Source organism: Edaphosphingomonas fennica, assembly GCF_003034225.1.
Taxonomy (GTDB): Bacteria; Pseudomonadota; Alphaproteobacteria; order Sphingomonadales; family Sphingomonadaceae; genus Sphingomonas_E; species Sphingomonas_E fennica.
Genome location: NZ_PHHF01000017.1, coordinates 42205 through 65581, shown reverse-complemented (window position 1 = coordinate 65581; position 23377 = coordinate 42205). Strand labels below are relative to the sequence as shown.

Annotated in this window: 19 protein-coding genes and 1 pseudogene; 6 read left to right on the top strand and 14 right to left on the bottom strand. The window is 68.2% G+C overall.

Annotated elements, in window-relative coordinates; translation table 11 throughout:
• The coding region (locus CV103_RS03345) for a hypothetical protein (RefSeq protein ID WP_146163373.1) at window positions 1-3511 on the bottom strand (3511 nt) is incomplete at its 3' end.
• Window positions 3512-3673: 162 nt separating this feature from the next.
• Window positions 3674-4153 carry a MarR family winged helix-turn-helix transcriptional regulator gene (locus CV103_RS03340; protein ID WP_245896633.1) on the bottom strand — a complete coding sequence of 160 codons (480 nt, stop codon included), beginning with the start codon at window positions 4151-4153 and terminating at the stop codon, window positions 3674-3676.
• Window positions 4154-4242: 89 nt separating this feature from the next.
• Between CV103_RS03340 and CV103_RS03335 the strand changes: the two genes are divergently transcribed.
• From CV103_RS03335 to CV103_RS03320, 4 genes are all read left to right on the top strand, one after another.
• Entirely contained in the window at window positions 4243-5184 is a 942-nt protein-coding gene (locus CV103_RS03335) for a quinone oxidoreductase family protein (protein ID WP_015459821.1), read from the top strand.
• 296 nt (window positions 5185-5480) lie between these two features.
• Entirely contained in the window at window positions 5481-6392 is a 912-nt protein-coding gene (locus CV103_RS03330) for a glyoxalase (RefSeq protein ID WP_107393979.1), read from the top strand.
• A gap of 44 nt (window positions 6393-6436) precedes the next feature.
• Entirely contained in the window at window positions 6437-7837 is a 1401-nt protein-coding gene (locus CV103_RS03325) for an alginate export family protein (protein ID WP_107393976.1), read from the top strand.
• Between the two features lie 137 nt (window positions 7838-7974).
• Window positions 7975-8967: an aldo/keto reductase gene (locus tag CV103_RS03320; RefSeq protein ID WP_015459825.1), complete on the top strand. Its 993-nt coding sequence runs from the start codon at window positions 7975-7977 to the stop codon at window positions 8965-8967.
• A 141-nt stretch (window positions 8968-9108) separates the two neighbouring features.
• Here the strand turns inward: CV103_RS03320 and CV103_RS03315 are convergent, their stop codons facing one another.
• Entirely contained in the window at window positions 9109-11139 is a 2031-nt protein-coding gene (locus CV103_RS03315; protein ID WP_236626800.1) for a TonB-dependent receptor plug domain-containing protein, read from the bottom strand.
• A gap of 146 nt (window positions 11140-11285) precedes the next feature.
• Between CV103_RS03315 and CV103_RS03310 the strand changes: the two genes are divergently transcribed.
• Window positions 11286-11828 (top strand): hypothetical protein, encoded by a 543-nt coding sequence (locus CV103_RS03310; RefSeq protein WP_041864957.1) that lies wholly within the window; start codon window positions 11286-11288, stop codon window positions 11826-11828.
• A gap of 22 nt (window positions 11829-11850) precedes the next feature.
• Window positions 11851-12864, top strand: coding sequence for a cytochrome-c peroxidase (locus tag CV103_RS03305; RefSeq protein WP_015459828.1), 1014 nt, complete (start codon window positions 11851-11853; stop codon window positions 12862-12864).
• Here the strand turns inward: CV103_RS03305 and CV103_RS03300 are convergent.
• The 11 genes and pseudogenes from CV103_RS03300 to CV103_RS03255 all read right to left on the bottom strand — a co-directional run bounded on the left by CV103_RS03300 (window position 12825) and on the right by CV103_RS03255 (window position 23290).
• The gene (locus CV103_RS03300) at window positions 12825-13235 is read right to left on the bottom strand and encodes a winged helix-turn-helix domain-containing protein (RefSeq protein WP_015459829.1); all 411 of its coding nucleotides are present in this window, start codon (window positions 13233-13235) and stop codon (window positions 12825-12827) included. The genes CV103_RS03305 and CV103_RS03300 overlap by 40 nt on opposite strands.
• A 1-nt stretch (window position 13236) precedes the next feature.
• Window positions 13237-13443: a TOBE domain-containing protein gene (locus CV103_RS03295; RefSeq protein ID WP_015459830.1), complete on the bottom strand. Its 207-nt coding sequence runs from the start codon at window positions 13441-13443 to the stop codon at window positions 13237-13239.
• Between the two features lie 129 nt (window positions 13444-13572).
• Entirely contained in the window at window positions 13573-14541 is a 969-nt protein-coding gene (locus tag CV103_RS03290) for a quinone oxidoreductase family protein (RefSeq protein ID WP_107393975.1), read from the bottom strand.
• A 49-nt stretch (window positions 14542-14590) separates the two neighbouring features.
• Window positions 14591-15157 carry a TetR/AcrR family transcriptional regulator gene (locus CV103_RS03285; protein WP_107393974.1) on the bottom strand — a complete coding sequence of 189 codons (567 nt, stop codon included), beginning with the start codon at window positions 15155-15157 and terminating at the stop codon, window positions 14591-14593.
• Window positions 15158-15224: 67 nt separating this feature from the next.
• Complete coding sequence (locus CV103_RS22765; RefSeq protein ID WP_245896634.1) at window positions 15225-15905, bottom strand: ABC transporter ATP-binding protein; 681 nt, start codon at window positions 15903-15905, stop codon at window positions 15225-15227.
• 292 nt (window positions 15906-16197) lie between these two features.
• Window positions 16198-17007, bottom strand: a pseudogene (locus tag CV103_RS22760) (ABC transporter transmembrane domain-containing protein); the annotation flags it as partial.
• Between the two features lie 102 nt (window positions 17008-17109).
• On the bottom strand, window positions 17110-18906 hold the full coding sequence (locus CV103_RS03275) for an ABC transporter ATP-binding protein (protein ID WP_107393973.1): 1797 nt from the start codon (window positions 18904-18906) through the stop codon (window positions 17110-17112).
• An 11-nt stretch (window positions 18907-18917) separates the two neighbouring features.
• Entirely contained in the window at window positions 18918-19976 is a 1059-nt protein-coding gene (locus tag CV103_RS03270) for an ABC transporter substrate-binding protein (RefSeq protein WP_107393972.1), read from the bottom strand.
• Window positions 19973-21337: an LLM class flavin-dependent oxidoreductase gene (locus CV103_RS03265; RefSeq protein WP_107393971.1), complete on the bottom strand. Its 1365-nt coding sequence runs from the start codon at window positions 21335-21337 to the stop codon at window positions 19973-19975. Before CV103_RS03265 ends, CV103_RS03270 begins: the two co-directional genes overlap by 4 nt.
• 64 nt (window positions 21338-21401) lie before the next feature.
• The gene (locus CV103_RS03260) at window positions 21402-22148 is read right to left on the bottom strand and encodes a class II aldolase/adducin family protein (RefSeq protein ID WP_107393970.1); all 747 of its coding nucleotides are present in this window, start codon (window positions 22146-22148) and stop codon (window positions 21402-21404) included.
• 17 nt (window positions 22149-22165) lie between these two features.
• On the bottom strand, window positions 22166-23290 hold the full coding sequence (locus CV103_RS03255; protein WP_107393969.1) for an ABC transporter substrate-binding protein: 1125 nt from the start codon (window positions 23288-23290) through the stop codon (window positions 22166-22168).
• Between the last annotated feature and the right edge of the window lie 87 nt (window positions 23291-23377).

Genomic DNA, 23377 nt, shown 5'->3' with positions numbered 1-23377 from the left:
TTGGAGTGGGTGTCGGCGTCGGAGTGGGCGTCGGTGTTGGAGTGGGCGTTGGCGTCGGAGTGGGTGTCGGCGTCGGGGTAGGTGTCGGCGTTGGAGTGGGTGTCGGCGTCGGGCAGGGGCAGTCGAGGATGTTACGCAGGAACCAGCTTTCCGGCGCAGCATCGTCGATGCTGCCATGATGCAGCGTATATTCGTAAGGGCCGGCGATAACGAGATTGGCGAGCGCGAAGCCGCCCGGCACGGTCGTGGCGCCGTGGATGGCATCGACGACGAGGATACCGTTGCCGGTGGTGATAGCGCCTTCTCCTCCCGAATTGGTGATCTTGAGCCGGGTGGCGCCCGTTGCCGTGCCGCTGTCGATCACCAGCCGATCCGATGGCGAGCCATCGACGCCGAGATAGGTGTTGAGACCGATCAGGCCGCCAGCGCCGATATAGTCGATGGTGGTCAACGTCTTGTAGCTGGCGAGCACCTCCGGATCGGCGCCGGCCGCCAGCGGCGTGAACAGGATATCGCTCAGCTCGTTGCGCAGGAAGGTGACGTTGGAATTGCCCGTGACATTCCAGATCGAACCATTGTCCAGCACCATGTTGGCTGTGTTGCCCGGTTCGGTGGTGAAGGTGCCCGTCAGCGTCGTCGCTTCATCCAGCAGGACATTGGCCGTGGCATGCGTGGTCGCAACGCAGTTCCGGTCGGCGAAGGTGTCGTAGACGCAGCCGGTGGTGACGACGCTGTCGCCGACAAGCTCGCTACCGCCCTTCGCGACCAGATTGACCAGGGTTTCGACCCGCGCGGCCGCGGCCCCGCTCTGCTGGAAGGAATCCTGCCCGAAGGCGACGAGCATATAGGGGCCTTCGACCCTCGCCCCGTCCGATAATTCGATATCGACGCGCCCGGCCGCGCCGATCGCGACCGCCTTCTCGCTGCTGAGGCTGCCGCCGGACATGCGGAATTCGTTGGGCGTTTCGCCGTTCAGGTTCCGCGAATAGAAGGCATAGGTGTAATCGCCCGTGGCGGTGACGGCGGTATCCGCGATCTCCACGACGCTTTTCGCGCCCGCGGCCGGGGCGATCGTATCCGATGCCAGCAGCACGCCGGTGCCGCCGCCGCTGGTATCGACCGTCGAATTCCTGGCGGTGATCACGCCATAGACCGAATGCAGCCCGCTCGTGCCGGTGGCGGTGGTGGTGATCGCATTGTCGTCCAGATCCACCCGGCCGTCGCGCAGCGCATAGGCGCCGGCCCCGTAATTCACGGCCACCGTGATGGTGGTCCCGGTGCTGGTGACGAGAGCGGAATCGCGGGCGGAGAGGCCGTGGGCGGGCGAGCTGCCGTAGGAGGTGAACGGATTGCCTGTGGTGAACAGGGTGGAGCCTGCGCGCAGCTCGTAGAAATTGGGGCTGTCGCGGACGATGGTGATCTCGCTCGCGCCGGTGACGGTGACATGGCTGCCGGCATCGCGCGCGAACACGCCCGATCCCGCGGAAGCGCCGGTGACGACGAGATCCTCGAAGCTGGCGGTTCCACCGTTGAGGGCGACCACGCCGGAACTGCCCGACGGCTGGAAGGTCGCCCCAGGGGGCGGTGCGGTCGCGGCATTGAGGTTGATGGTGAGGCCGTCGATCGGCGCGGCCAGATCGGAATTGTCGATCGTGATGCCGGTGCCGCCGGCCCCGCCGGAAATGTTGAGCGTCGATCCCGCGCCGAGCGCGACGAGCCCGCCGTCATGCATGTAGACGGCGGTGCCCGCGACGGCATAGGTCGTCGCGGGCGGCACGGGATCGGGCGGCCGCATGGTGACGGTGATCGGCCCGGTGGAATCGATCAGGCTGCCGCTTTCCGCGCCCAGGCCGACCCTGGAGGCGCCGGTGGCCGTGACGGTGCTGTTGCCGTCGAAATGGATCGCGCCCGTTCCCGATGCGAGCGCGCCGTGGCCCGCGCTCGTTACGTCGGTGAAGGCGGCATTGATCGTGCCGCTTTCAGTCTGCAGCCCGCGATTGTTGGTGTTGAGGACGTTTATCGTCGTGTGATGCGTGGCATCGCCGCCGAGGTGGACGGTGCCGCCGGCGCTCGCGGTCACGCCGTGCGATCCCGCACCGCTTGTGGTGATCGCGGTTCCGAAGGCGCTGATCATGCCATTCTGTTCGGCGCGAAGCCCGGCTGCGTTGGCACCTTGCCCGTTGGTGCTGGTCGTGCTGATCGAACCGCCGGTGATGCTGATGGCGCCGCCGTTCAGCGCGTATGCGCCGTTGGAGAAACGCCCCTTGGTGGTGATGGCTTCGCCTGCCGCCGCGATGGCGGAGCCCGTGCCGTCCGCCCGCAATCCATCGCTTCCGTCGCCGAGCGTCTGGATGATGCCGCTGTCGCCGGTCGCATCCCCGGTTGCCGGATCGACATTGAGCCAGACCTGGCCGCCGCCCTGGGCGAAGGCACCGTGAGCGGTGTTGGCGCCGGACGACACATATAGCGCGGGATCGGTGACCGGCTGGCCGGCCCCATTGACCGGTTGCCCGGAGGCGTCGACTCTAACGCCCGTGTAGATCGCATCCCCGGACGAGGTGACGATCGCGCCCGCTCCGTCCGCGAACAGGCCATGGGCGCCGGTTGCGGAGGTGATGATCGTCGTCGGATCGATATTGATCCGGCCACCGGCGGAAGCGTGGGCGCCATAGGAATTGGTGCCGATCGTCGTGATCGACCCCGCATCGAAGCCGATCACCCCGCCAGCCGTGGCACGGAGCCCGGCTGCATTGGCGGCCGCGATGACGATCGTCGTGCCGGTGCTCGCGATCGTGCCGCCTTCCGCGATCAGCCCTGCCCCGGTTCCGGTCGTGGAGATACGAGTGTCGGTTATGGTCACCGCCGCATTGCTGCCGGCGGCGAATATGCCCGATCCAGCCGCAGTGATGGTGCTGTTGCCGATCGTCACCTGGCCGTTCGTGAAGTTGATGTTGACGCCGTCGCGGGTGCTGTTGATCGTGCCGTTGCTGAACTGCACCTGCCCGCCGCTGGCGACCGAAATGGCGTGGCCCATGCTCGTGACGGCCAGGCCGGCGGCCGTGATCCGCGTAGAGGCGTTGCCGGACGCCTGTAGGCCGAGCGCATTGGTGCCGGTCGTCGTGACGGACCCGCCGGCCAGAAACGTCACCGTGCCGCCATTGATGGCGCTCACGCCGGTTGATCCCGTTCCGCCGGAGGTGATTGCCGGCGCGGATGTGACGCTTATGCTTCCAGCGGGGGAGTCTGCCTGGAACACCGGCGTCGCATTGGCGCTGGTGGCATAGCTCGTTCCGCTCACGGTGCAGGCCGTGGTGGCGCTCACCTGCCCCGATGCCTGCACTGCGCATTCCTGCCCCGCGGCATCCGACATAATGGCATCGATGAGGAGCATCGACAAAGCGAGCGTCATCGCCGACGTGGTGGAAAGTATCTGCCGGCGCCGGAATGCAGATCCCGAAACCCCGATGTCCTGGGCCGCGCCCCAAGGGGTTGTCAGATCGACATGCTCCATGGCGAGGCTCCCAATTAGGAGCGCCGATGTTCGACCTTTGCCGAAAAGCCCACAATCGGTGAAAGTCCCGATGGGCGGTTAGGGGATATGGCCTGCCGCGTTCCGGCGGGTGACGTTGTGCCAACAACCCTGGCGGCCGGCACCGACCGGCGCGCTAGCGGCCTATCGATTGTCGTCCCGCTGATCGGGGTTTCCGCCTGGCAGGCCGTCCCGCATCGCCTGCGCGAATTTGGGTAGCAGGCGGACGAGCGCGTCGAGGTCCTCCTGGGGCCAGCCGGCGAAGCCCGCGCTGAGGATGCGTTCGCGCGCTTCGTCGATCCGGTCGGTCATGGCCTTGCCTGCGGGGCGGATCACCGCTTCGCGCACCCGCCGGTCGGCGGCGCCGCTCCGCCGTTCGATCAGGTCGAGCCCTTCCAGCTTCGCGAGCTGCCGGCTTACCGTGGTGTGATCGCGCCCCACCCGGTCGGCCAGCTCCACCACGCCGATGGGGCCGAACCGCTCGATCAGCACCAGCAGCGGAAACAGCGCCCGATCCAGCCGGATGCCCGCCGCGCGGATCATCGCCTCGTCCCGCTGCGGACCGTTCATCATGCCCACGATATCGAGGACGGCGCCGTGCAGCAGCCGGAGCTGCCCGGTCATATGTGTATTATGCACATTCTTTCTTGCCGTCATGCCGACCTTCCCTATATATGTGCATCATACACGCATCCTGAACGCGAGGAAGTCCGATGAAGGCCGCTATCGTCACCGAAGCAGGGCGCCTGCCCATTTACGCGGATTTCGAGGAGCCGGTCGCCGGCGCGGGCGAGCGGATCGTCTCCGTCCGTGCCGCCGCCCTCGCGCCCCTGGTCCGCGCGCGCGCTTCGGGCAGCCACTACAGTTCCTCCGGCCGGTTCCCGTTCGTAGTCGGCGTGGATGGGGTGGGCACGCTGGATGACGGGCAGCGCGTCTATTTCTTCCTGCCGCGCGCGCCCTTCGGCGCGATGGCGGAGCGGACCGTCGTTCCCGTTGCCCGCCAGATCCCGGTGCCCGACGGGCTGGACGACGTGACCGCGGCCGCCATCGCCAATCCGGGCATGTCCTCCTGGGCCGCCTTTACCCGGCGCGCGCATCTGAAGCCCGGCGAGACGGTGCTCATCAACGGCGCGACCGGCGCCTCCGGCCAGCTCGCGATCCGCATCGCCCGGCATCTTGGTGCGGGCAAGGTCATCGCCACCGGCCGGAACGTGGATGTCCTGGCCGCGCTGGGCGCTGACGCGGTCATACCCCTGGATGGCGACGGCGATGCGCTGGAGGCGCGGTTCCAGGCGGAACTGGCGCAGGGCGTCGACGTCGTCGTCGACTATCTCTGGGGCATCAGTGCGGAACGCCTGCTGATCGCCGCCGCACGGGTAGCGAAGGAAGGCGTGCCGCTGCGCTTCGTGCAGGTGGGCACCGCGAGCGGCGCGGACATCACCCTCCCCGGCGCGATATTGCGGTCCTCGGCCATCGAACTGATGGGCAGCGGCATCGGCAGCGTATCGCTCGACGGCCTTCTCGCCTCGATCGCCGGCGTATTCGACGCGGCCTTGCCCGCCGGCCTCACCCTGCCCACCGATCCCGTGCCCCTGTCCGGCGTGGAGGCGGCCTGGCCGCGCGACGATGGCCGGCGGATCGTCTTCACCGCCTGATCGGTGCGGCCCCGAACCGAGGCCCGCCCGCCGTTGGAAAATCGCTGGCCATGGCGGTTCCGTGCCACCTATGATGGAATGATCGGCCGCGCGCCGGATGGGTTCGAAAAGGTCAATCGGGATATCCCGTTACATGGGTTCCACTGGATTTCGACCATGCCCGGATGATCCGCGATCGCATCGCGATGCGCCTCCTTTGCCGCCGATATCGCCGCCGCCGGCATCCGGGCTTCGTGGGGCAGCCCTGGCCATGGATGCCGCGCGGCTTGCTTCCCTCGACTGGAAGGATAGGTCCGATGAAGCGTCATTGCCTGACCCTGCTCCTCGCCGCCGCGGCGATCGCCATCGGCCCGCCCGCCTCGGCCAGGGACAAGGCGGCCGCGGCGGCGGCGACCGCCGATTTTTCGGTGGGGCCGCAATATGACACGACCCATGTCTATGTGGATGCGGCCGATTTCGATCGCTTCATCGCAAGCTTCGTCGCGACCTTCGGCGGCACGACATCCAGGCAGGGCGTGTTCCAGGTCACCCCGACGCCCAGCCAGACCATGTCGCAGCTTGCGCTGACGCCGGCCGGCACCATCTCCGTCTTCGGTTTCAAGACGCCCATTCCCTATCCCTTCGGGGCCGAGCGCACCGGCTATCTCGTCACCGATCTGGACGCCGCCGTCGACGCGGCGGTCAGGAACGGCGCGACCCGGCTGGTCGAAGCCTTCCCGGACCCCATCGGCCGCGACGCCATCGTGCAATGGCCGGGCGGGGTGAACATGCAGCTTTATTGGCACACCACCAAGCCCAGCTATGCGCCGCTCGGCACGGTGCCGGAGAACCGCATCTATCTGACGGCGGATGCCGCCGATGCCTTCATCCGGCACTGGCTGGCCTTCTCGCACGGGCGGATCCTTGCCGACGATCGCGTGGCCCCCGGCGACGAGGTCGGCCAGCCGGGCGGGACGATCCGTCGCGTCAGCATCAGCTCCGGCTACGGCAAGATGGCGGTGCTCGTGTCCAACGGGCAGCTCCCCTGGCCCTTCGGCCGCGACATGACCGGCTATGAGGTGGGGGACCTTTCCGCCACGCTGGAAAAGGCGAAGGCCGCCGGCGCTGCCGTGCTGGCCGGGCCATGGACGGCCGGCCGGCGCAAGGCCGCCATGGTCCAGTTCCCCGGCGGCTATATCGCCGAAATCCACAGCGAGTCCGCCGAATGAGGGGGGCGCCCCGATCCGTCGGGGCGCGCCGAGCGGAATGGGGGATGCGCCGTATACGACCGGCAGCCATCGCCGCCATGCTTCTCGCGGCCCCGGCGGCCGCCCAGGTGGCCGAGCCCTGGCAGCCGCCCGTTCTCACCACCGAACGCTATAATGAAGACTGGTCCGACCTCGCCGATCCCGCGCGGCGTTCCGGCCGATGGACCGAGCCGTTCAAATATATGCCCGTCGACGATGCCGGGCGGAGCTATCTGACGACGGGCATCGAGGTCCGCCTGCGCAACGAGGCCTATCGCAACAACCTCTGGGGCGGCGCGGATGCGCCCGACGACGGCTATCTCTGGCTGCGGGCCATGCCCTATGCCGATCTGCATGTCGGCGCGGCCCGCATTTTCGTCCAGCCGATCGCCGCTTATGCCATCGGCGTCCAGCCATCCCCCGGCCCGGTGGACCAGACCCGCGTCGATCTGCTGCAAGGCTTCGCCGATGTCGTCCTGCCGCTGGACGGGGAGGCGACGCTGCGCCTCAGGGCGGGGCGCGAACTGATCGGGCTCGGGACGGAGCGCCTGGTCGGCACGCGCTATGGGCCCAACGTTCCGCTCGCCTTCGATGGCGGCCGCGCCATCCTGCACAGCGGCCGTGCGACCATCAACCTGCTCTATGTCCTGCCCGTGGAGGCGCGCGCCGACAGCTTCGACGATCGCAGCTCGCCCACGCGCAGGCTGTGGGGCGCCTATGTGACGCGCACGCTGGGCAGCGCGGGCGGGACGGGGATCGACCTCTATTATCTCGGCTACCGCAACAGCCGCGCCGCCTTCGATCAGGGGGAGGGGCGCGAGACGCGCCATACGATCGGGCTGCGGAGCTTCGGCGCGGAGGGCAATTGGCGCTGGAACGTCGAGGGAGTCTGGCAGTTCGGCCATTTCGCGGGCGCGCCGATCCGCGCCTGGACGCTGGGCACGGAGCTTGTCCGCTCCTTTCCCGATACGCCGCTCAAGCCGCAGCTCACGCTGCGCGCCAATATCGTGAGCGGGGACCATGACCGCGACGATCCCCGGCTGCAGACGTTCAATGCCCTGTTCCCCAAGGGCAAATATTTTGGCGAGCTTTCGCCGATCGGCCCCTACAACATCGTCAACGCCCATCTCGGCGCCGGTATCGATCTTGGCCATGGCTTCGGCCTCGGTTTGGCCGGCATGGCCTTCTGGCGGGAGAGCACAGGCGACGGCATCTACGACATTCCCGGCCACCTGATCCGCAGCGGCGAGGGCAGCGACGCGCGCTTCGTGGGCAAGGAAGCGGAGGCGACCCTATCCTGGCTCGCGACCCCAGAGCTGGAGATTTCGGCCTCGCTTTCCTTCTTCAAGCCCGGTGCCTTCATCCGCGATACCGGCCCCGCGCGCACGATCCGCATGATCGGCCTCGAAAGCAATTTCCGCTTCTGACCCGGCCACCCTGATAGGATCGGGCAAGAGATCGATCGAATCAGGCTGCGGGATGGAGGCGATCGATCCGATATCGCCTGTCCACGCGACATGGGCGAACAGCTTTGACGCCCGCGATTGCAACGCAGGAGGCTGGGATGAAATACCGCACGCTGGGCCAGGGCCTGAAGGTGTCGGCGATCGGCATCGGCTGCATGCCGATGATCCGCGAAGGCAACATCAACTATGGCGTGGCCGACGACGACGTCTCCACGCGAACGATCCACGAGGCGATCGATCTCGGCATCACCTTTTTCGACACGGCCGAGATGTATGGTCCCTTCCGCAACGAGGAGCTGCTCGGCGCCGCCATCAAGGGGCGTCGCGACGGGCTGGTCATCGCCACCAAGTTCGCGATGCGCTGGGATGGGAATGAGGCGATCGGGGTCGACGGCAGCCCGGAAAACGCCCGGCGCGCCTGCGAGGGATCGCTGAAGCGGCTGGGCATCGACACGATCGACCTGTTCTACCAGCATCGCGTCGACCCGGACGTGCCGATCGAGGAGACGATCGGCGGCATGGCCGAGCTGGTGAAGGAAGGGAAGGTTCGTTTCCTAGGCCTTTCGGAGGCCGCGGCCGGCACCGTGCGCCGCGCCGCCAGGGTGCACCCCATCGCCGCGCTACAGAGCGAATATTCGATCTGGGAGCGCGACGTGGAGGAGGATATCCTTCCCGCCTGCCGGGAAAACGGCATTGGCTTCGTGCCCTACAGCCCGCTGGGCCGCGGCTTCCTGGCCGGCGGGATCCGCAGCCTCGACGCGCTTCCCGCCGGCGACTGGCGCCGCAACGATCCGCGCTATTCGCCCGAAAACATGCCCAGGAACCTCGCCATCGTCGATGCGATAGCCGAGGTGGCGGCGCGCCATGGCGTTTCCAACGCGCAGATCGCGCTCGCCTGGCTGCTGGCCCAGGGCGAGGACATCGTCCCGATCCCCGGCGTCAAGCGCAGCGAGACGATGCGCGACAGCGCCGGCGCGCCCGATGTCACGCTGACTGCCGACGATCTTGCCGCCATCGCGGCGGCGGCGCCGGCCGGCGGCACGGCGGGGCCGCGTTATGGCGAAGCGGGAATGGCGCGCGTGAAGCTCTGACGGAAGGCAAGTCCATGGTCCGTCCGCATCCGCGCTGCCGTGAGCGGACGGGCCACGGGCAAGCTCAGGCCGCTAGGATAATGGGCAACGCAGCGCGCGGGATGTCCTCGTGCTGGCGGTGGGGAATCCGGCCCGCGACGGTCAGTAACGCGCCCTGATGCTGGCGAAGAGGGTGCGGCCGGGCTCGGGGAAGCCGTCCGTCAGCACATAGTTCCGGTCGAACAGATTGCGTCCGCCCACGCTCAGCGTGACCTGGGGCAGGATCGCATAATCGATCGTCAGCCCGGCGGTCACATAGCTGCCCGTATCGTAATAGACCGGCGAGAGGCCGTTCGCCGAAGCGGGGGTGACGGTGGTGCGATCGGAGGCGAATTCCAGGTTGGGCACGATCTCCAGCCCCTCGAGCGGCCGCCATGAGACGTAGGCGAAGCCCTTGTGGTCGGGCACGTCGGTCAGCGCGAACGGGCGGATCAGATCGCCCGACGCGGGCGTGCCGACATCGAAGTCGCGATGGATGTAGCTGTAATTGACCCCCGCATCGAGCGTGGGCGTGATCCGCGCCGTGATCGAAATCTCCCCGCCATAATAATCGGCCGAGCCGAAATTCTCGCGCCGATTGAGATTGGCGGGCGTGCGGACGGAGACGAGCGCATCGTCGAGATGGCTGTAGAACAGCGCCGCCGTCACGTTGACGATGCCGAAATCGCGCGTGCCGCCCAGCTCGAAATTGGTCCCGCGCTCGGCCTTGAGGTCGGGATTGGCCACGGCGGTGCCGAACTGGCTGCTGAAACGCTCGAACAGCGTGGGGAAGCGCGCGCGGGACGAGATGCTGGCATGCAGCGTGGTCGCCGGGTCCGGCGTCCAGTCGATCCGGCCCTGGGCATTCCAGGCACCGGCGCTGCGCAGCGGATAGCTGAACAGCCCGCTTGCCTGCGAATATTCTTCCGCGCGGTCCAGATCCCGCCAGTCATAGCTCGCGCCGACGGTGAAGCGGAGCTGCGACGACAGCGCGAGCTTATTCTCGGCGGCGATGCTCCACATATCCTCGACCGACTTCTGGTTCGGTTCCCAGGTGCCGGCGGGGAAGCTCTGCTGCGTCTCGTTATGCTCGTCCCGGCGATAGAAGAGCGCGAGGCTCATCGTGTCGCTGCCGGATGCCTGCACCGCCAGTTCGGCCGAGCCGCCATAGGCCTTGTCGGCATAAGGGCTGTTGAAGGCGCGCGGCCGCGTCTGGCTCGTCTGGGTGCGATCGTCGAACGCGCGCAGCAGATTGTCGAGCGTGTTGTAATAAGCGCGCGTCTTCAGCGTCGCCATGTCGCCCAGCGCCGTGGTCGAGAGGAAATAGACGCTTTCGATATTCCAATAGGGCCAGGACCAGTTGCGCTGGGTGGCGATCGGCTCGGTGACGTGGAGCGGCGCGTTCTTCGATCCTTCCTGCCGCAGGTAGCTGATGGAATATTCGTCGGTGGCGTTGGGCGTCAGACCGATCTTGGCGTTCACCCGCCAGTCCCGGCTGCGCGACAGATCGCGCTTGCCGCCATCCTCGTTCGCGGTGGGGGTGAAATCGCCCGATAGGTCCCAGTGATCCTGGAAGTTCCGCGCATAGCTTACCATGGCATACCATTTGTCATGGCGCGTGCCGATCAGGCCGGAGACGGTGTAGCCGTTATAATCCGCATTGCGGCCGAGGTTGAGCGTGCCCCGCGCCTCGACCTCCAGCGGCTGGGTCGGCTTGCGGGTGACGAGGTTGACCGCGCCGCCCATCGCGCCCGGCCCGTCCAGCACCGAGGCATAGCCCTTCGCCACCTGGATTTCGGCCAGGTCGGGCGTGACGAAGCGGCCGTAATCGAGCCGGTTGTCCGCCGGCAGGTACACGCGGATGCCGTCGATCGAAAGCGGCACCTGGAAACGATCGAAGCCGCGCACGAACAGCAGCCGCTCGTTGCGCGATCCGCCGCTGTTGCCGGCAACCACGCCGGGGATCAGGGTTGCCGCGTCGTCGAGCGTGTTGCGGTTGAAGGTCGCCATGGCCTGGCTGCCGATCGTATCGATGCCGATCGAAACGCCTTCGGGCCGCTGGCCGGTGACCACGATCTGGCCGAGGGCGAAGCTGCTGTCGCGTTCCTCCACCGGCGCGGTGATCGCCTGGGCGAAGGCAGGGGAGGACGCCAATGTGGCGATACAAGCGGATGCAAGCAGGCAGGCGCGCAAGATGATTCCCCCTATCCCTGATCGCCGGCGTTGCCCGCCGTGGTTCGCACACCGTATATGTTCGGATATAGCGAACTGTATATACGCAAATATCGCGGGGATGAATCATGGGCGGTAGGCAAGGGCTGGTGCTTGGAACGATCATCCTGGCGATGGCGGCCAGCCCCGGGCCGGCCGCCGCGCAGCCGGCCCCGGCGGTGGAAGCCGCATGCCCTGCCGATGCCGCGCCGCTTCCGCCCGAGCTTGCGGGCTGGACGGCGCGGACGCCGCTGGCCGCCGCCGCCGATGTCCCCGGCCTCGCCGGGGCGAGACTGACGATCGGCGGCGCGGTGGATCTGTCGCTGCTGCCCACGCCGCGGCTGCATTATGCGCTGCGGCCGGAAAATCCGGGCGGATCGGTCAGCAATGGCGGCATGGCGAGCTTCGCGGTGGAGCGCGAGGGCCGCTATCGCGTGGCGATCAGCTCGGCCGCGTGGATCGACGTGGTGCGTGACGGCGCCGTCGTCGCGTCGGTCGCGCACGGGCGCGGGCCGGCCTGCTCCGGCATCCGCAAGATGGTGGATTTCACGCTCCAGCCCGGCGATTATGTGCTCCAGATCGCCGGCAGCGGATCGCCGGCGATCTCAGTGCTCGTCGCGCGCCTGCCCTGAACCCCGCCGGTCCTGAACGGGCATGCGGAAAGGGATCGGCCCCGGCCTGATGCTGGCGGCGCTGCTACTGGGGGCCGCCTGCGCCGCTGCTGCCGCCGCCACCGCCGCGGGGGGCTGGGCGTGGCCCGCGGGGCGCGCCGCGCCGAAGCTGCCCGGCGGCAATGCGATGTCGGCGGCCAGAGTGGAGCTGGGCCGCCGCCTCTTCTACGATGCCGATCTTTCGGTCGACGGCAGCATGGCCTGTTCCACCTGCCATGTGCAGCGCCATGCCTTCGCGGACGGCAATGCGACGCATCCGGGCGTCCATGGCGATCCGGGACGGCGCAACGTGCCGGGCCTCGCCAATGTCGCCTGGGCGAAAAGCCTGACCTGGGGCGATCCGCGCGTCCGCACGCTCGAAAAGCAGATGCTGATACCCCTTACCGGCACGAATCCGGTGGAAATGGGGATGCGGGGCAGGGAAGGGGAGATCGCGGTCCGGCTGGGGCGCGACCATTGCTATGTCCGCATGTTCCGCGATGCCTTTCCCGAAGCCGGCGGGCGTATCGATATCGGCACGATCGGCAGGGCGCTGGCGGCCTTCCAGCGCAGCCTGATATCCGCCGATACCCGTTATGATCGCTGGCTGGCGGGCGATGCTTCCGCGCTCGACGCGGAGGAGCGGCAGGGCGCGCGGCTGTTCGGGCGATCCTGCGCCTCCTGCCATGCAGGCCCGGACCTGACGGACGGGCGCTTCCACAGGGCGCGCTTCGAACCCGGCGACCGCGGGCTTGGCGAGATTACCGGGCGCCGGGCGGACGACGGCCGCTTCCGCACGCCAGGGCTGCGCAATGTGATGCTGACCGCGCCCTATCTGCACGACGGCTCGGCCCGGACGGTCGCCGAGGCGATCGACCGGCATCCGGCGGTCGCGCCCGGGATGGCGGCGGCGGACAGGCAGGCGATCGTCCGCTTCCTCGGCGCGCTGACCGATCGGGCCTTCGTTTCCGATCCGCGTTACGCGCTGCCGCGAGCGGCCTGCGGCATATCGCTCTGATCCTGCGCATCGGCGGGTTCGGCGCGCAGCAGGGCCGCGAGCCGCGCCAGCGGCGCGCCGTCCGCCGCATCGCCCAGATCCCGCTCGATCGCGCGGAACAGGCGCAGCACCTCGCGGCCGCGATCGGTGAGCCGCGCCCCGCGATTGCGCGCGCCGCCGGCCACCGTATCGACCAGCTTTTCCGACCAGCAACGGTTCATTTCATCGACGAGCAGCCATGTGCGGCGATAGCTCATGCCCAGTGCCTGGCCGGCGCGCGAGATCGATCCTTCGCGGTCGATCGCCTCCAGCAGATCGGCCTTGCCGGGGCCGATGGCGATCCGGTCCCCGCAATAGATCTGCGCCTTGAGCTTGAGGGAGCCGATCCGCATCCTATTTGCCGATCAGCACGTCGCTGGCCTTCACGAACACCGTCACCCGATCGCCGGCCGCAAGGCCAAGCTCGGCGATCGCTTCCTCGGTGATGCTCGCCGTGACGACGTTGCCGCCGCCGATATCCACCTTCACGGCGCCATTGACCGCGCCCGGCGTGACCGCCAGCACCGTGCCCGTGAACTGATTGCGCGCGCTGATCTTCATGCACCACCTCGAACGTCAGGCCACCGGCTTAGCGGATCGGACCTCCCGCAAAAGCGGATGCTCTTGCTGGATGTGATCCACTAGCACGGCCCCGGGCGCGGCAGAACCCGGCGGGGCGGCCCGTCTCCGTTAGGGGACGAGCAGCAGCTTGCCCGTGGTCCGGCGGCTTTCCATGTCGGCATGCGCGCACGCCGCATCCGCCAGGGGATATTCGCCGCCAATCTCGATGCGGAGCTTTCCGTCGGCGATCCAGTCGAACAGCCGCATCGTCCGCGCGCGCAGCAGTTCGGGCGTGTGGATGTGATCGGAGAAGACCCCGTAGCCGATCTTGATGCTCTTCGGCAGGCTCATGATGTCGAGCGGGCCGGGGCCGCCGAGGATGGGGCCGTACCAGCAGAAGGTGCCCGACCGGCGCAGCACGTCGAGCGAGCCCTGGAAGGTTGTCGGTCCGGAACCGTCATAGACGACATGCACGCCCTCGCCGTCCGTCAGGCGCAGCGCTTCCTCGGCGAACCGGCCTTCCGTATCGACGATGACATGATCGGCGCCGGCCGCCCTGGCGACCGCCGCCTTGTCGGCGGAGGAGACGCGGCCGATGACATGGCCGCCGCGGAGCTTGGCGATCTGCGTCAGCAACAGGCCGACGCCGCCGGCGGCGGCATGGACGAAGGCGACGTCGCCGGGCTGCACGGGGTAGAAATCCGTCGCGAAATGGCTGGCGGTGAGGCCCTGCATCATCACCGCGGCGGCGGTGCGATCGTCGATCGCGTCGGGAACCGGCACCAGCGACGTCGCCGGGATCGCGATCCGCTCCGCATAGCTGCCGGGCGCATAGACCCAGGCGACGCGCTGGCCGGGCGCGATGCCTTCCACGCCGGGGCCTGTGGCCAGGACCCGGCCGGCGCCTTCGACGCCCAGGATCTTGGGATTGGGCATCTCGGTCCAGGCCGCACCCTGGCGCACGCCGATGTCCATGAAGTTCACCCCGGCGAAGGCGATCTCGACCAGCGCCTCGCCCGGCCCCGCCACCGGCTCCGGCCGTTCGACATGCTCCAGCATTTCCGGGCCGCCCGTCCCGTTCATCACGATGGCTTTCATCGACTGCTCCTATATTGAACGATCATTCCATAAATTCGCAAAAAAGAGGCTATCGCAGCGCCCGGAGCGCGGTCGCGGCCAGCCCGTCGAGCGTGGCGCGATCGGCGCCGCCGCGCCCGGCGATCCGGATGCCGGCGATGTTCGCGGTCAGGAAATCGGCGATCGCTTCCGCGTCGAGATCGGGCGCGGCATCGCCTTCCCGCTGCGCATCCCGCACACGGGCGGCGATCGCGGCGCGCAGGGGCATCGCCAGGGCGGCGTTGATTTCGGCGAGATCGGAGCGGGATGCGCCGAATTCGCAGATCGATGCGACGCCGAGGCAGGGCTGGCCGGCCGTTTCGGCCACCCGGCGCAGCATCGCGGCGATCCCGTCAATGGCCCGCGCGCCGCTGCGGAGCGCATCGAAATGGGCGGCGCACTCGCTCATCCCATATCGGCGCACCGCCGATCGATAGAGCTGCCACTTGTCGCCGAACGTGTCGTAAAGGCTCTGCCGCCCGATTCCCATGGCATCGACCAGCATCTGGGCCGAACTGCCCTCGAACCCATGTTCGCGAAAGACGCCGATCGCGCTGTCCAGCGCCGCGTCCGCATCGAATTCCCGTGGCCGTGCCATGCACGCCATCTAGTGCTTCGGGAACGATCGTTCAAGAATATCGTCGCTGCGGATTCATGCGCTGCCTTCAGGAGGCCGCATTGAGCGCGGGAGACGGCTGAATCCTCGGCGGGCTGGATTTCGCCGAATCCTCATAGGTGCCGTAGAGCGCGGCATAATGGCCGTCCTTCGCGGTCAGCGCCTCGTGCGAGCCGAGTTCGACGACGCGGCCGTTGCGGATCACGGCGATGCGATGGGCCGAGCGGATGGTTTCGAGGCGATGGGCGATGACCAGCGCGGTCCGCCCTTCGCACAGCACCCGGAGCGCCTGCTGGATGCGCCGTTCGGTGCTGACGTCGATCGCGGAGGTCGCCTCGTCGAGGACGAGGACGGAAGGGTCGGCCAGATAGGCGCGGACCAGGCAGACGAGCTGCCGCTGCCCCTGGCTCAGCTGGCCGCCGAGCGGGCCAACCTGCGTGGCATAGCCGTGGGGCAGCGATTGCAGCACCTCATGGGCGCCGATCCGTTCCGACGCGGCGATCAGCTCCGCATCGCTGGCCTCGGGCCGGGCGAGCCGCAGATTATCCAGCACGGTGCCGCCGAACAGCACATTATCCTGCAGGACGACGCCGATATGGCTGCGCAGATTGCGCTCCGATATCGAGCGGATGTCCCGCCCGTCGAGCAGGACGGCGCCCTGATCGACATCGTAGAAGCGCGTCAGGAGCTGGACGAGCGTGCTCTTGCCATGGCCGGTGGGGCCGACGATCGCCAGCAGCTCCCCGGCGGCGATGCTCAGGTCCAGCCCGTTGATGACCGGCTGATCGGGCCGGTAGCCGAAGCGGACGTCGCGGAACTCTATGGCGCCTTCGACGGCGGGCAGGGTGGCGGCGGCGGGCCCGTCGACGATGTCCGGCTCGGTATCGAGCAGCAGGAAGATGCGCTGGGCGCAGGCCGTGCCGTTGGCGAAGCGTTTCGAACAGGTCGCTGAATTCCTGGAGCGGGGCGAGGAAGAGGAAGACGTAGAACAGGCTCTGCGCCAATTCCCCGAGGCTCAGCGTGCCGAGCGCGATGCCCCGGCCGCCGACCACGAGGGTGAGCGCGAGGCCGGCGGTGGTGAGCAGCCCGGTGAAGGGCGCGAACCAGCCCGAGCGCATCGATCCGAAGATCAGCGCGGAATTGAAATCCTCCAGCAGCCCGCGATATTTCGCCAGATTCTCGCGATCCCGCCCGGATTGCTTGATCAGCCGGACGGCGGCCACGGTTTCCACCAGATGGGCGGTGAAGCGGCTGCGGTTTTCGGCCACCTTCGCCCAGCTACGTTGCGATATGCGCTTGAAAAGGAAGGTTGCGGCCACCAGCACCGGCACCACCGCGACCAGGCCGGCCAGCAGCGCCGGCGCGATCAGCCATAGCAGGAAGCCGGCGAGGCAGAGGCGCAGGATGGCGGACAGGAATTCAGGCGGGCCCTGGATCAGCAGCGGTTCCAGCGTATCCACGTCGCGATCGGCGCGGGCGATGATGCGGCCGGCCTTGGTGCGATCGAAATAGCCGACGCTCAGCGTCTGGACATGGGCGAAGACGCGCGTGCGCAGATCGTTGAGGACGCGGATGGCGGCCACCCCCGCGCAATATTGGGAAAGCCCGCCCAGCGCGAAGCGTATGCCCCAGGTGGCGGCGAGGCCGAGGCAGGCCCAGGCGATCAGCGGCGCATCCACCCCCGCGCCCGCCTGCCGCAGGCCGCGATCGATCACCAGCCCGATCAGCAGCGGCCGGGCGAAGATCGCCAGCACCTGCACGATCTCTATGCCGATCACCGCCGCGATCTGCCGCCATACCGGCGCGATCAGCGGCAGCAGCCGGCCGAGCATGCTCTGGTTCAGCGATCGCCGGGCGAATTTCTCCTCCAGCTCGATATCGGAAAGGGCGCTATCGCCCCTGAAGCCGTTCATGGGACCAACCCGTTCATGCCGTCAAAGCCCCATCAAAGCGCGATAGGCCGCGCTGGTCCGCTCCAGTTCCCGATGCGGGCCTTCGGCGACGATCCGGCCACCGGCCAGCACGATCACCCGGTCGGCCGCCAGTGCGGTCGACAGGCGGCTCGCCACGATCAGCATGGTGATCGGCCGTGCCCGGCCGGCGCGCAGGGACCGGATATTGTCGATCGCCCGCCGCTCGGTCTCGGCGTCCAGCGCGCTGGTGGCGTCGTCGAGGACCAGCAGGTCCGCATCGGCGAGCAGCGCGCGGGCGAGGCAGACTCGCTGGCGCTGGCCGCCCGAAAGCGTGGCGCCGCGATCGCCCACCCGCGTGGCGAGGCCGTCGCCGAGGCGGTCGAGCAGCTCGCCGGCGGCGGCCCTGTCCAGCGCCTCGCGCAGCTGCGCATCGGTGGCATCGGGCGCGCAAAGCCGGAGATTGGCGGCCAGCGTATCCGAAAAGAGGAAGCTTTCCTGCGGCAGCACATGCACGCGGCGGCGAAGATCGCGCAGCTCGGTGTCGCGGACATCCTGCCAGCCGGCCTCGTCCGATCCCAGCTCGACGCGGCCGGCATCCACCTCCACCAGGCGGGGAAGGAGGGCGGTGAGGATGCTCTTGCCGGAACCCGTGGCGCCGACCAGCGCGACCACCTCGCCCGGCTGGATGGCAAGGCTGAGATCGTGGAGCACGGCGGCGCCGTCGCCCAGGGGCGAGGCGGCGACATGCGACAGGCGCAGGCCCAGCGGGCCGGCGGGCAGCGGGCGCGCGCCTGACCGGATCACCGGCTCCGCATCCAGCACCTCCCATATGCGCGCGGCGGAGGCGCGGGCGTCGGCGATCACCTGCAGCAGCCGGCCGATGCCCTCGATCCTGAGCACCAGCGTGTTGACCACCAGCATGGCGGCGACGAGCGCGCCCAGGCCGAGCGCGCCCTGCGCCACCATGCAGGCGCCGAAGCCCAGCACCCAGGCGTGCGAAAGCGCGATGACCGTCTGGGGCAGGGGCACCCGGCGGGAGGCATGGCGGATGGCGGCGCGCGCCTCCGCCCGGAACAGATCGACATGGCGGCGGAAACGTTCGGCGCGCGCCTCGCCCAGCGAGAAGGCCTTGATGACGCGGACGCCGTTGACGCCTTCGGACAGGTCCTGCGTCACCGCGTCATAGGCATCGCCGATCCGCCGGTCGAGCGCGACCAGCGCGTCCGCCTGCCGCCAGAGCATGGCGATGCCCGCGACCAGCAGGATCAGCGGCACCAGCGCCAGCCAGGGCGAATAGAGGCAGAGCAGGCCGAGCGAGATCAGCACGATCAGCCCGGTTTCGAATATCTGGCGCCAGAAATTGATGAGCGCGTCGCGCACCTTGTCGGCATCGCGCGTCATCCGCGTGACCATCTCGCCCACGCCGTGACGCCAGTGATAGCTGAGGTCGAGCCGCTGGATCTGGACCAGGATACGCTCGCGCAAGGTGGTGAGCAGCCGCTGGCCGATGGACAGCGAAAGCAGCCCCGCGCCATATTGGACGACGGCGCGCGCGAGCGAGAGGCCGAGGAGCAGCGCCACCCAGAACCAGGCCCGGTCATAATCGAGGATGCCGTCCGCCCCGGCCACGACCAGCCGGCCATGCTGCGCTTCCTGCACGGCATGGCCGACCATCACCTGCTGCGCCACCAGCGCGAGGTTGACCGCCGCCAGCAGGATCGCCGTCAGCGCGAAGCGGCCCGGCATCTCGCCATAGATGGCCAGGCAGCGCAGCAGCGGGCTGCGCCGCATGAAGCCGCCGGTCGATTCCTCCCCCATATGCTCCCCGATTAGCTGGCGAGCGCGAGCGGCTGCGCCGCTTCCAGCGGGCGCGGGTCGATCCATGTCCGCACGTCGAAGCTTTCCGGGATGAACTTCCAGCGGTGGAGGAAATTCGTGAAGTCCTGGATCGCGACGATCGACTGTTCGGAAAGGTCGGTCTTCAGCTTCTTCTGCGCATCCTCGCCATAAGCGATGCTGACCCAATATTCGCTGCTGTTGGTCTCGCGCGCGAGATAGCGGCGCACTTCCGACGGGTGCGCCTGCGCCCAGGCTTCGGCGCGTAGCACCTGTTCGACGATGGCGACGGCGGCGTCGAAATGATGGTCGATCAGATGGCCGTCCACGGCGAGCGTGCGCGGCGTGCCGTTGTTGGCGCGGACCAACGGATCGGGATGGATGCCGGTGTCGATCACCGTCGTCAGGCCGAACTGGTGGGCCACCTGCGCGCCATGGGCGCCCTTCAGGAAGATCGCGTCCACCTCGCCCCGCAAGAGGGCGATCAGCTCCAGATTGTTGGCGCGCGCGCGGCTGGTGCTGCGGCCGTTCCAGGCGAGCGTGCCGCCGACCGACTGGGCCTGGCCGTCGCTATAATGGGTCTCGATATCCTGGTCGACGATCTCGACGTCGGCAACCTCCAGCCCCTCCAGCCGGAGCGCGTTTTCCAGGCCGCGAATGGCCTGCGCGCGGGTGAAGTCGATCTCCACATTCTTCCAGTTGGGCAGGCCGAAGCGCCGGCCCTTGAGATCGCGGACCGACGTGATGCCCGATTCCGGGCTGGCGAGGATCAGCTGGGTCTCGTCCGCCCAGGAGAGGCCGATGACACGCGTGTCGCGCCCGCGCGCCCGCGCGCTGATCGCCGGGATGTTGCCGCCATGGCGGACGCTGTTCCGCACGGTGTGCGAGAAATGCGACTCCCGCTTGGAGAAATCGCTGGATTCCAGCAGCGAGGACAGGCTGGTGCCCCGCGCGCGGAAGGCTTCCTCCAGCCAGCCTTGCTGGATGGCGATGCCGAGCCCGGTGGGCACGGGGCAGCGCGTGTACCAGAGCGTATCGAGAGGCTCGCTCATGCAAATTCTCCTTCGAGGACGGGGGCCGGCGCGCGGGCCGCCGAGGCGTTGGGATTGGCGGGGCGCGGCAGGCGAAGATGTTCGCGCAGCGTCGTCGCTTCATATTCGGTGCGGAACAGGCCGCGCCGCTGGAGTTCCGGCACCACCAGATCGACGAAATCCTCGAGCGAGCTGGGCAGCAGCGGCGGGATGAGGTTGAAGCCGTCGGCGGCGTCGCGTTCGAACCAGTCCTGGATCTGGTCGGCGATGTCGGCGGGCGTGCCCAGCACGACACGATGGCCGCGCACCGCGTTGAAGCGCAGGAAGAGCTGGCGGATGGTGAGGTTCTCGCGCCGGGCCAGCGCCGTCAATTGCCGCCAGCGGCCCTTGCCGTTCTCCGGCTCCGGCAGGTCGGGCAGCGGGCCATCGAGCGGATAGGCGCTGACATCCTGTCCCATCAGGTTCAGGTCGCCCGAAAAATCGACCTTCTCCTCCAGCGCGCCGAACTTGTCCTGCGCTTCCTGAAGGCTGGAGCCGATGGTGAAGGACAGGCCGGGCATCACCTTCAGCGTATCGGGATCGCGGCCATAGCCGGCGACGCGCGCCTTCACGTCCTTGTAGAAGGCCTGCGCATCCTCGATGAACTGGGCGGCGGCATAGATCATCTCGGCATGGCGGGCGGCGAAATCGCGGCCGACCTCCGAATTGCCGGCCTGCGCGAACACCGGATAGCCCTGGATCGGGCGCGGCATGTCGAGCACGGAATCGATGCGGTAATAAGGCCCGCGATAATGGACGGGGTGGACGGCATCGGCGTTCAGGTAGATGCCGCTTTCCTTGTCCGCGCCCTCGAAGGCGTCGTCCTCCCAGCTATTCCACAGCGCCTTGGCCAGCTCCACGAAATCATGGGCGCGGGCATAGCGTTCGGCATGGCTGGCCGGCTGGTCGATGCCGAAGCTCTTCGCCGCGCCGTCCGCCAGCGAGGAGACGATGTTCCAGCCGATCCGCCCGCCGCTGATATGATCCAGCGAGGCGAGGCGGCGGGCGAGCGCATAAGGCTGCTCGAAATTGGTGTTCACCGTCGCCACCAGCCCGATATGGCTGGTGATGCTGGCGAGCGCGGCGGTGGCCGTCAGCGGCTCGAAATCCAGGAAGGCGTGCCGGCGCTCGATGCCCCTGGTGCTGTCCCCGCTCTGGCCGACGAAATCGGCGAAGAAGGCGGCGTCCAGCTTGCCGCGCTCGGCGGTGCGGACGAGATCGGCCCAGTAGCGGAAATCGGGCTTGCCGGTGCTGGCGGTGCCCGGCTGGCGCCAGGCGCCGGGATGATGGCCATGCCGGGTGAGGAACACGGCAAGGGCGAGCTGGCGCTTCTTGTCACTCATGACGGATCGCTCCGGTTATGCGGGGGAGGGGAGCCGGCGCCCGCCTCCGGGCGCCGGCGCCATGTCATTCGGCGGCCTGGACGGCGGCTTGCGGCAGGTGGATGGTGCCGTCGTCGTCGACGCGGGCGTCGGGCGGCACCAGCTTGCCCATCTTCCATTGCTGTTCCAGCACGCCGGGGCCGAACGGCCTGGACCCGCCGAGCGCGGCGGCCAGCACCTGGAACTGGGCGCCTTCTTCCAGCAGGACGATATTGTTGGTGAGGTCGCGGATGCCCTTCCAGCTCCAGATGGTCGCGCCGCCATTGGCCTCGACGATGCCGGGCACCTCGCGATCCTTCTCGATCGCATCGAGGATGAAGTCCGCCTCCAGCTGGCGACGGTTGATGTAGACGGGCAGCGCGGCGGTGAAGCGGAAGCGCCGGTTGGGCACGTAGAACAGGGGCAGCTCCTGATGCGCCTGCGAATAGGCGCCCAGATGCGGTGTGTGGACGTGGCTGATCGCCTTGAAGTCCGGATATTTCCTGAAGATCTTGAGGTAACGGGCCTCGCCGCCCGTCTGTTCGCCCCACAGGCGGTTGTCGTCGAAATCGATGACGCTGACGCGCGGCTTGTCGGGATCGTCCTCCCAGAGGCCCGCATAGCTCAGGGTGACGATCTTGTCCTCATCCGGCACGCGCACGGCGAAGCCCAGCGTGCCGCTGGCGGAGATGGTCCGCGTCTCGCGCAGCAGGCGGAAAGCGCGGCGGGCATCATCCGCCGCCTGGGTGATGAAGGCGATCGCCTCCCTGGACAGTCCCGATACATCAGACATGGCGTGTTTCCTTCGGTTCAAAGCGTGTGGAGGGCGGACGTATGGAGCGCCGGGCGCTGCTCGTTGAATGCCCGCGCGGCTTCCAGCGGGCGGGGATCGACCCACCCGGCAAGATCGAAATCGGCATCGAGGAAGCCGTGGGTGAACAGGAACTTCTTCTGGCTGTCGAACAGCGCCAGCCTTTCCGCATCCAGCGTCGGGTGCAGCCCTTCGTGCAGCCGGGCATAGGCTTGGTCGACAGCCTCGGGGCTGCCTTCGGTCTCATATTCCAGGATGTCGCGCAGCCGGTCCGGCTGCTCGGTCACCCAGTCGGCCGCGCGCAGCGTGACCGCGAGGAAACGGACGAGCAGGTCGAAATGATCGTCGATCAGGCTCTGGTGCACGGTGATCGGGCGCGGCGTGCCGTTGTTGACGCGGAAGCGCCGGTCGGGCAGCGCATCGAGGTCGATCGCCACCACCAGCCCGGCCTCGCGCGCCTGGTCGATCGCGGCCGCGCCCTTGACGTAGATGGCATCGACCTTGCCCTCCGCCAGCGCCTCGATCGGCCACAGCCGGCCGACGCCGCTGCGCTGTCCCTGCCCGCGGGGCAGCAGATCGCGGCCGCTGCCGCCGATGTTGCGCAGCCGATCGGGCGTTTCGATCAGGCCCACGTCGTCGAAGGTCAGCCCGGCGGAGGCGAGCGCGCCCTTGTAGCCCGCCAGCGACATGCCGCGCGCGATGCTGGTGCCACGCACATGGGCGGGGATGTCGTTGTGGCTCCAGCCCGGCAGCGCGAGGCGCTTGCCCTTGAGGTCGGCGGCCGAGCGGATGCCCGAATCCGGCCGGGCGAGGATGAGCTGGCTTTCCTCGATCCAGGTGAGGCCGACCAGCCGGGTCGGCTCGCCCTGCGCGCGCGCCGCGATGGCCAGCATGTTGCCGCCCTCGCGGATCAGCGTCGGCAGGCGGTGGTCATAATGGTGACGGCCCAGCTCCGTGCCCGATTCCTGCAGGGTGCGCAGGGCGATGCCGTCCGCCTCGAACGCCTCGCCCAGCCAGCCGAGCTTGTAGGCGATGCCGGTCGCCGTCGGCACCGGGCAGCGGGTGAACCAGATTTCGTCAGGCCGGGGGGACGCGGCAGGCTTGCGGTTGGACAGGATCGACACGGGGGAACACCTCTCCGGTAAAGTTCAACGGAGAGGGAGCAAGGGCTGTGCCAATCGGAAAGCTACGGAAATAAAAGGATTTTCCAG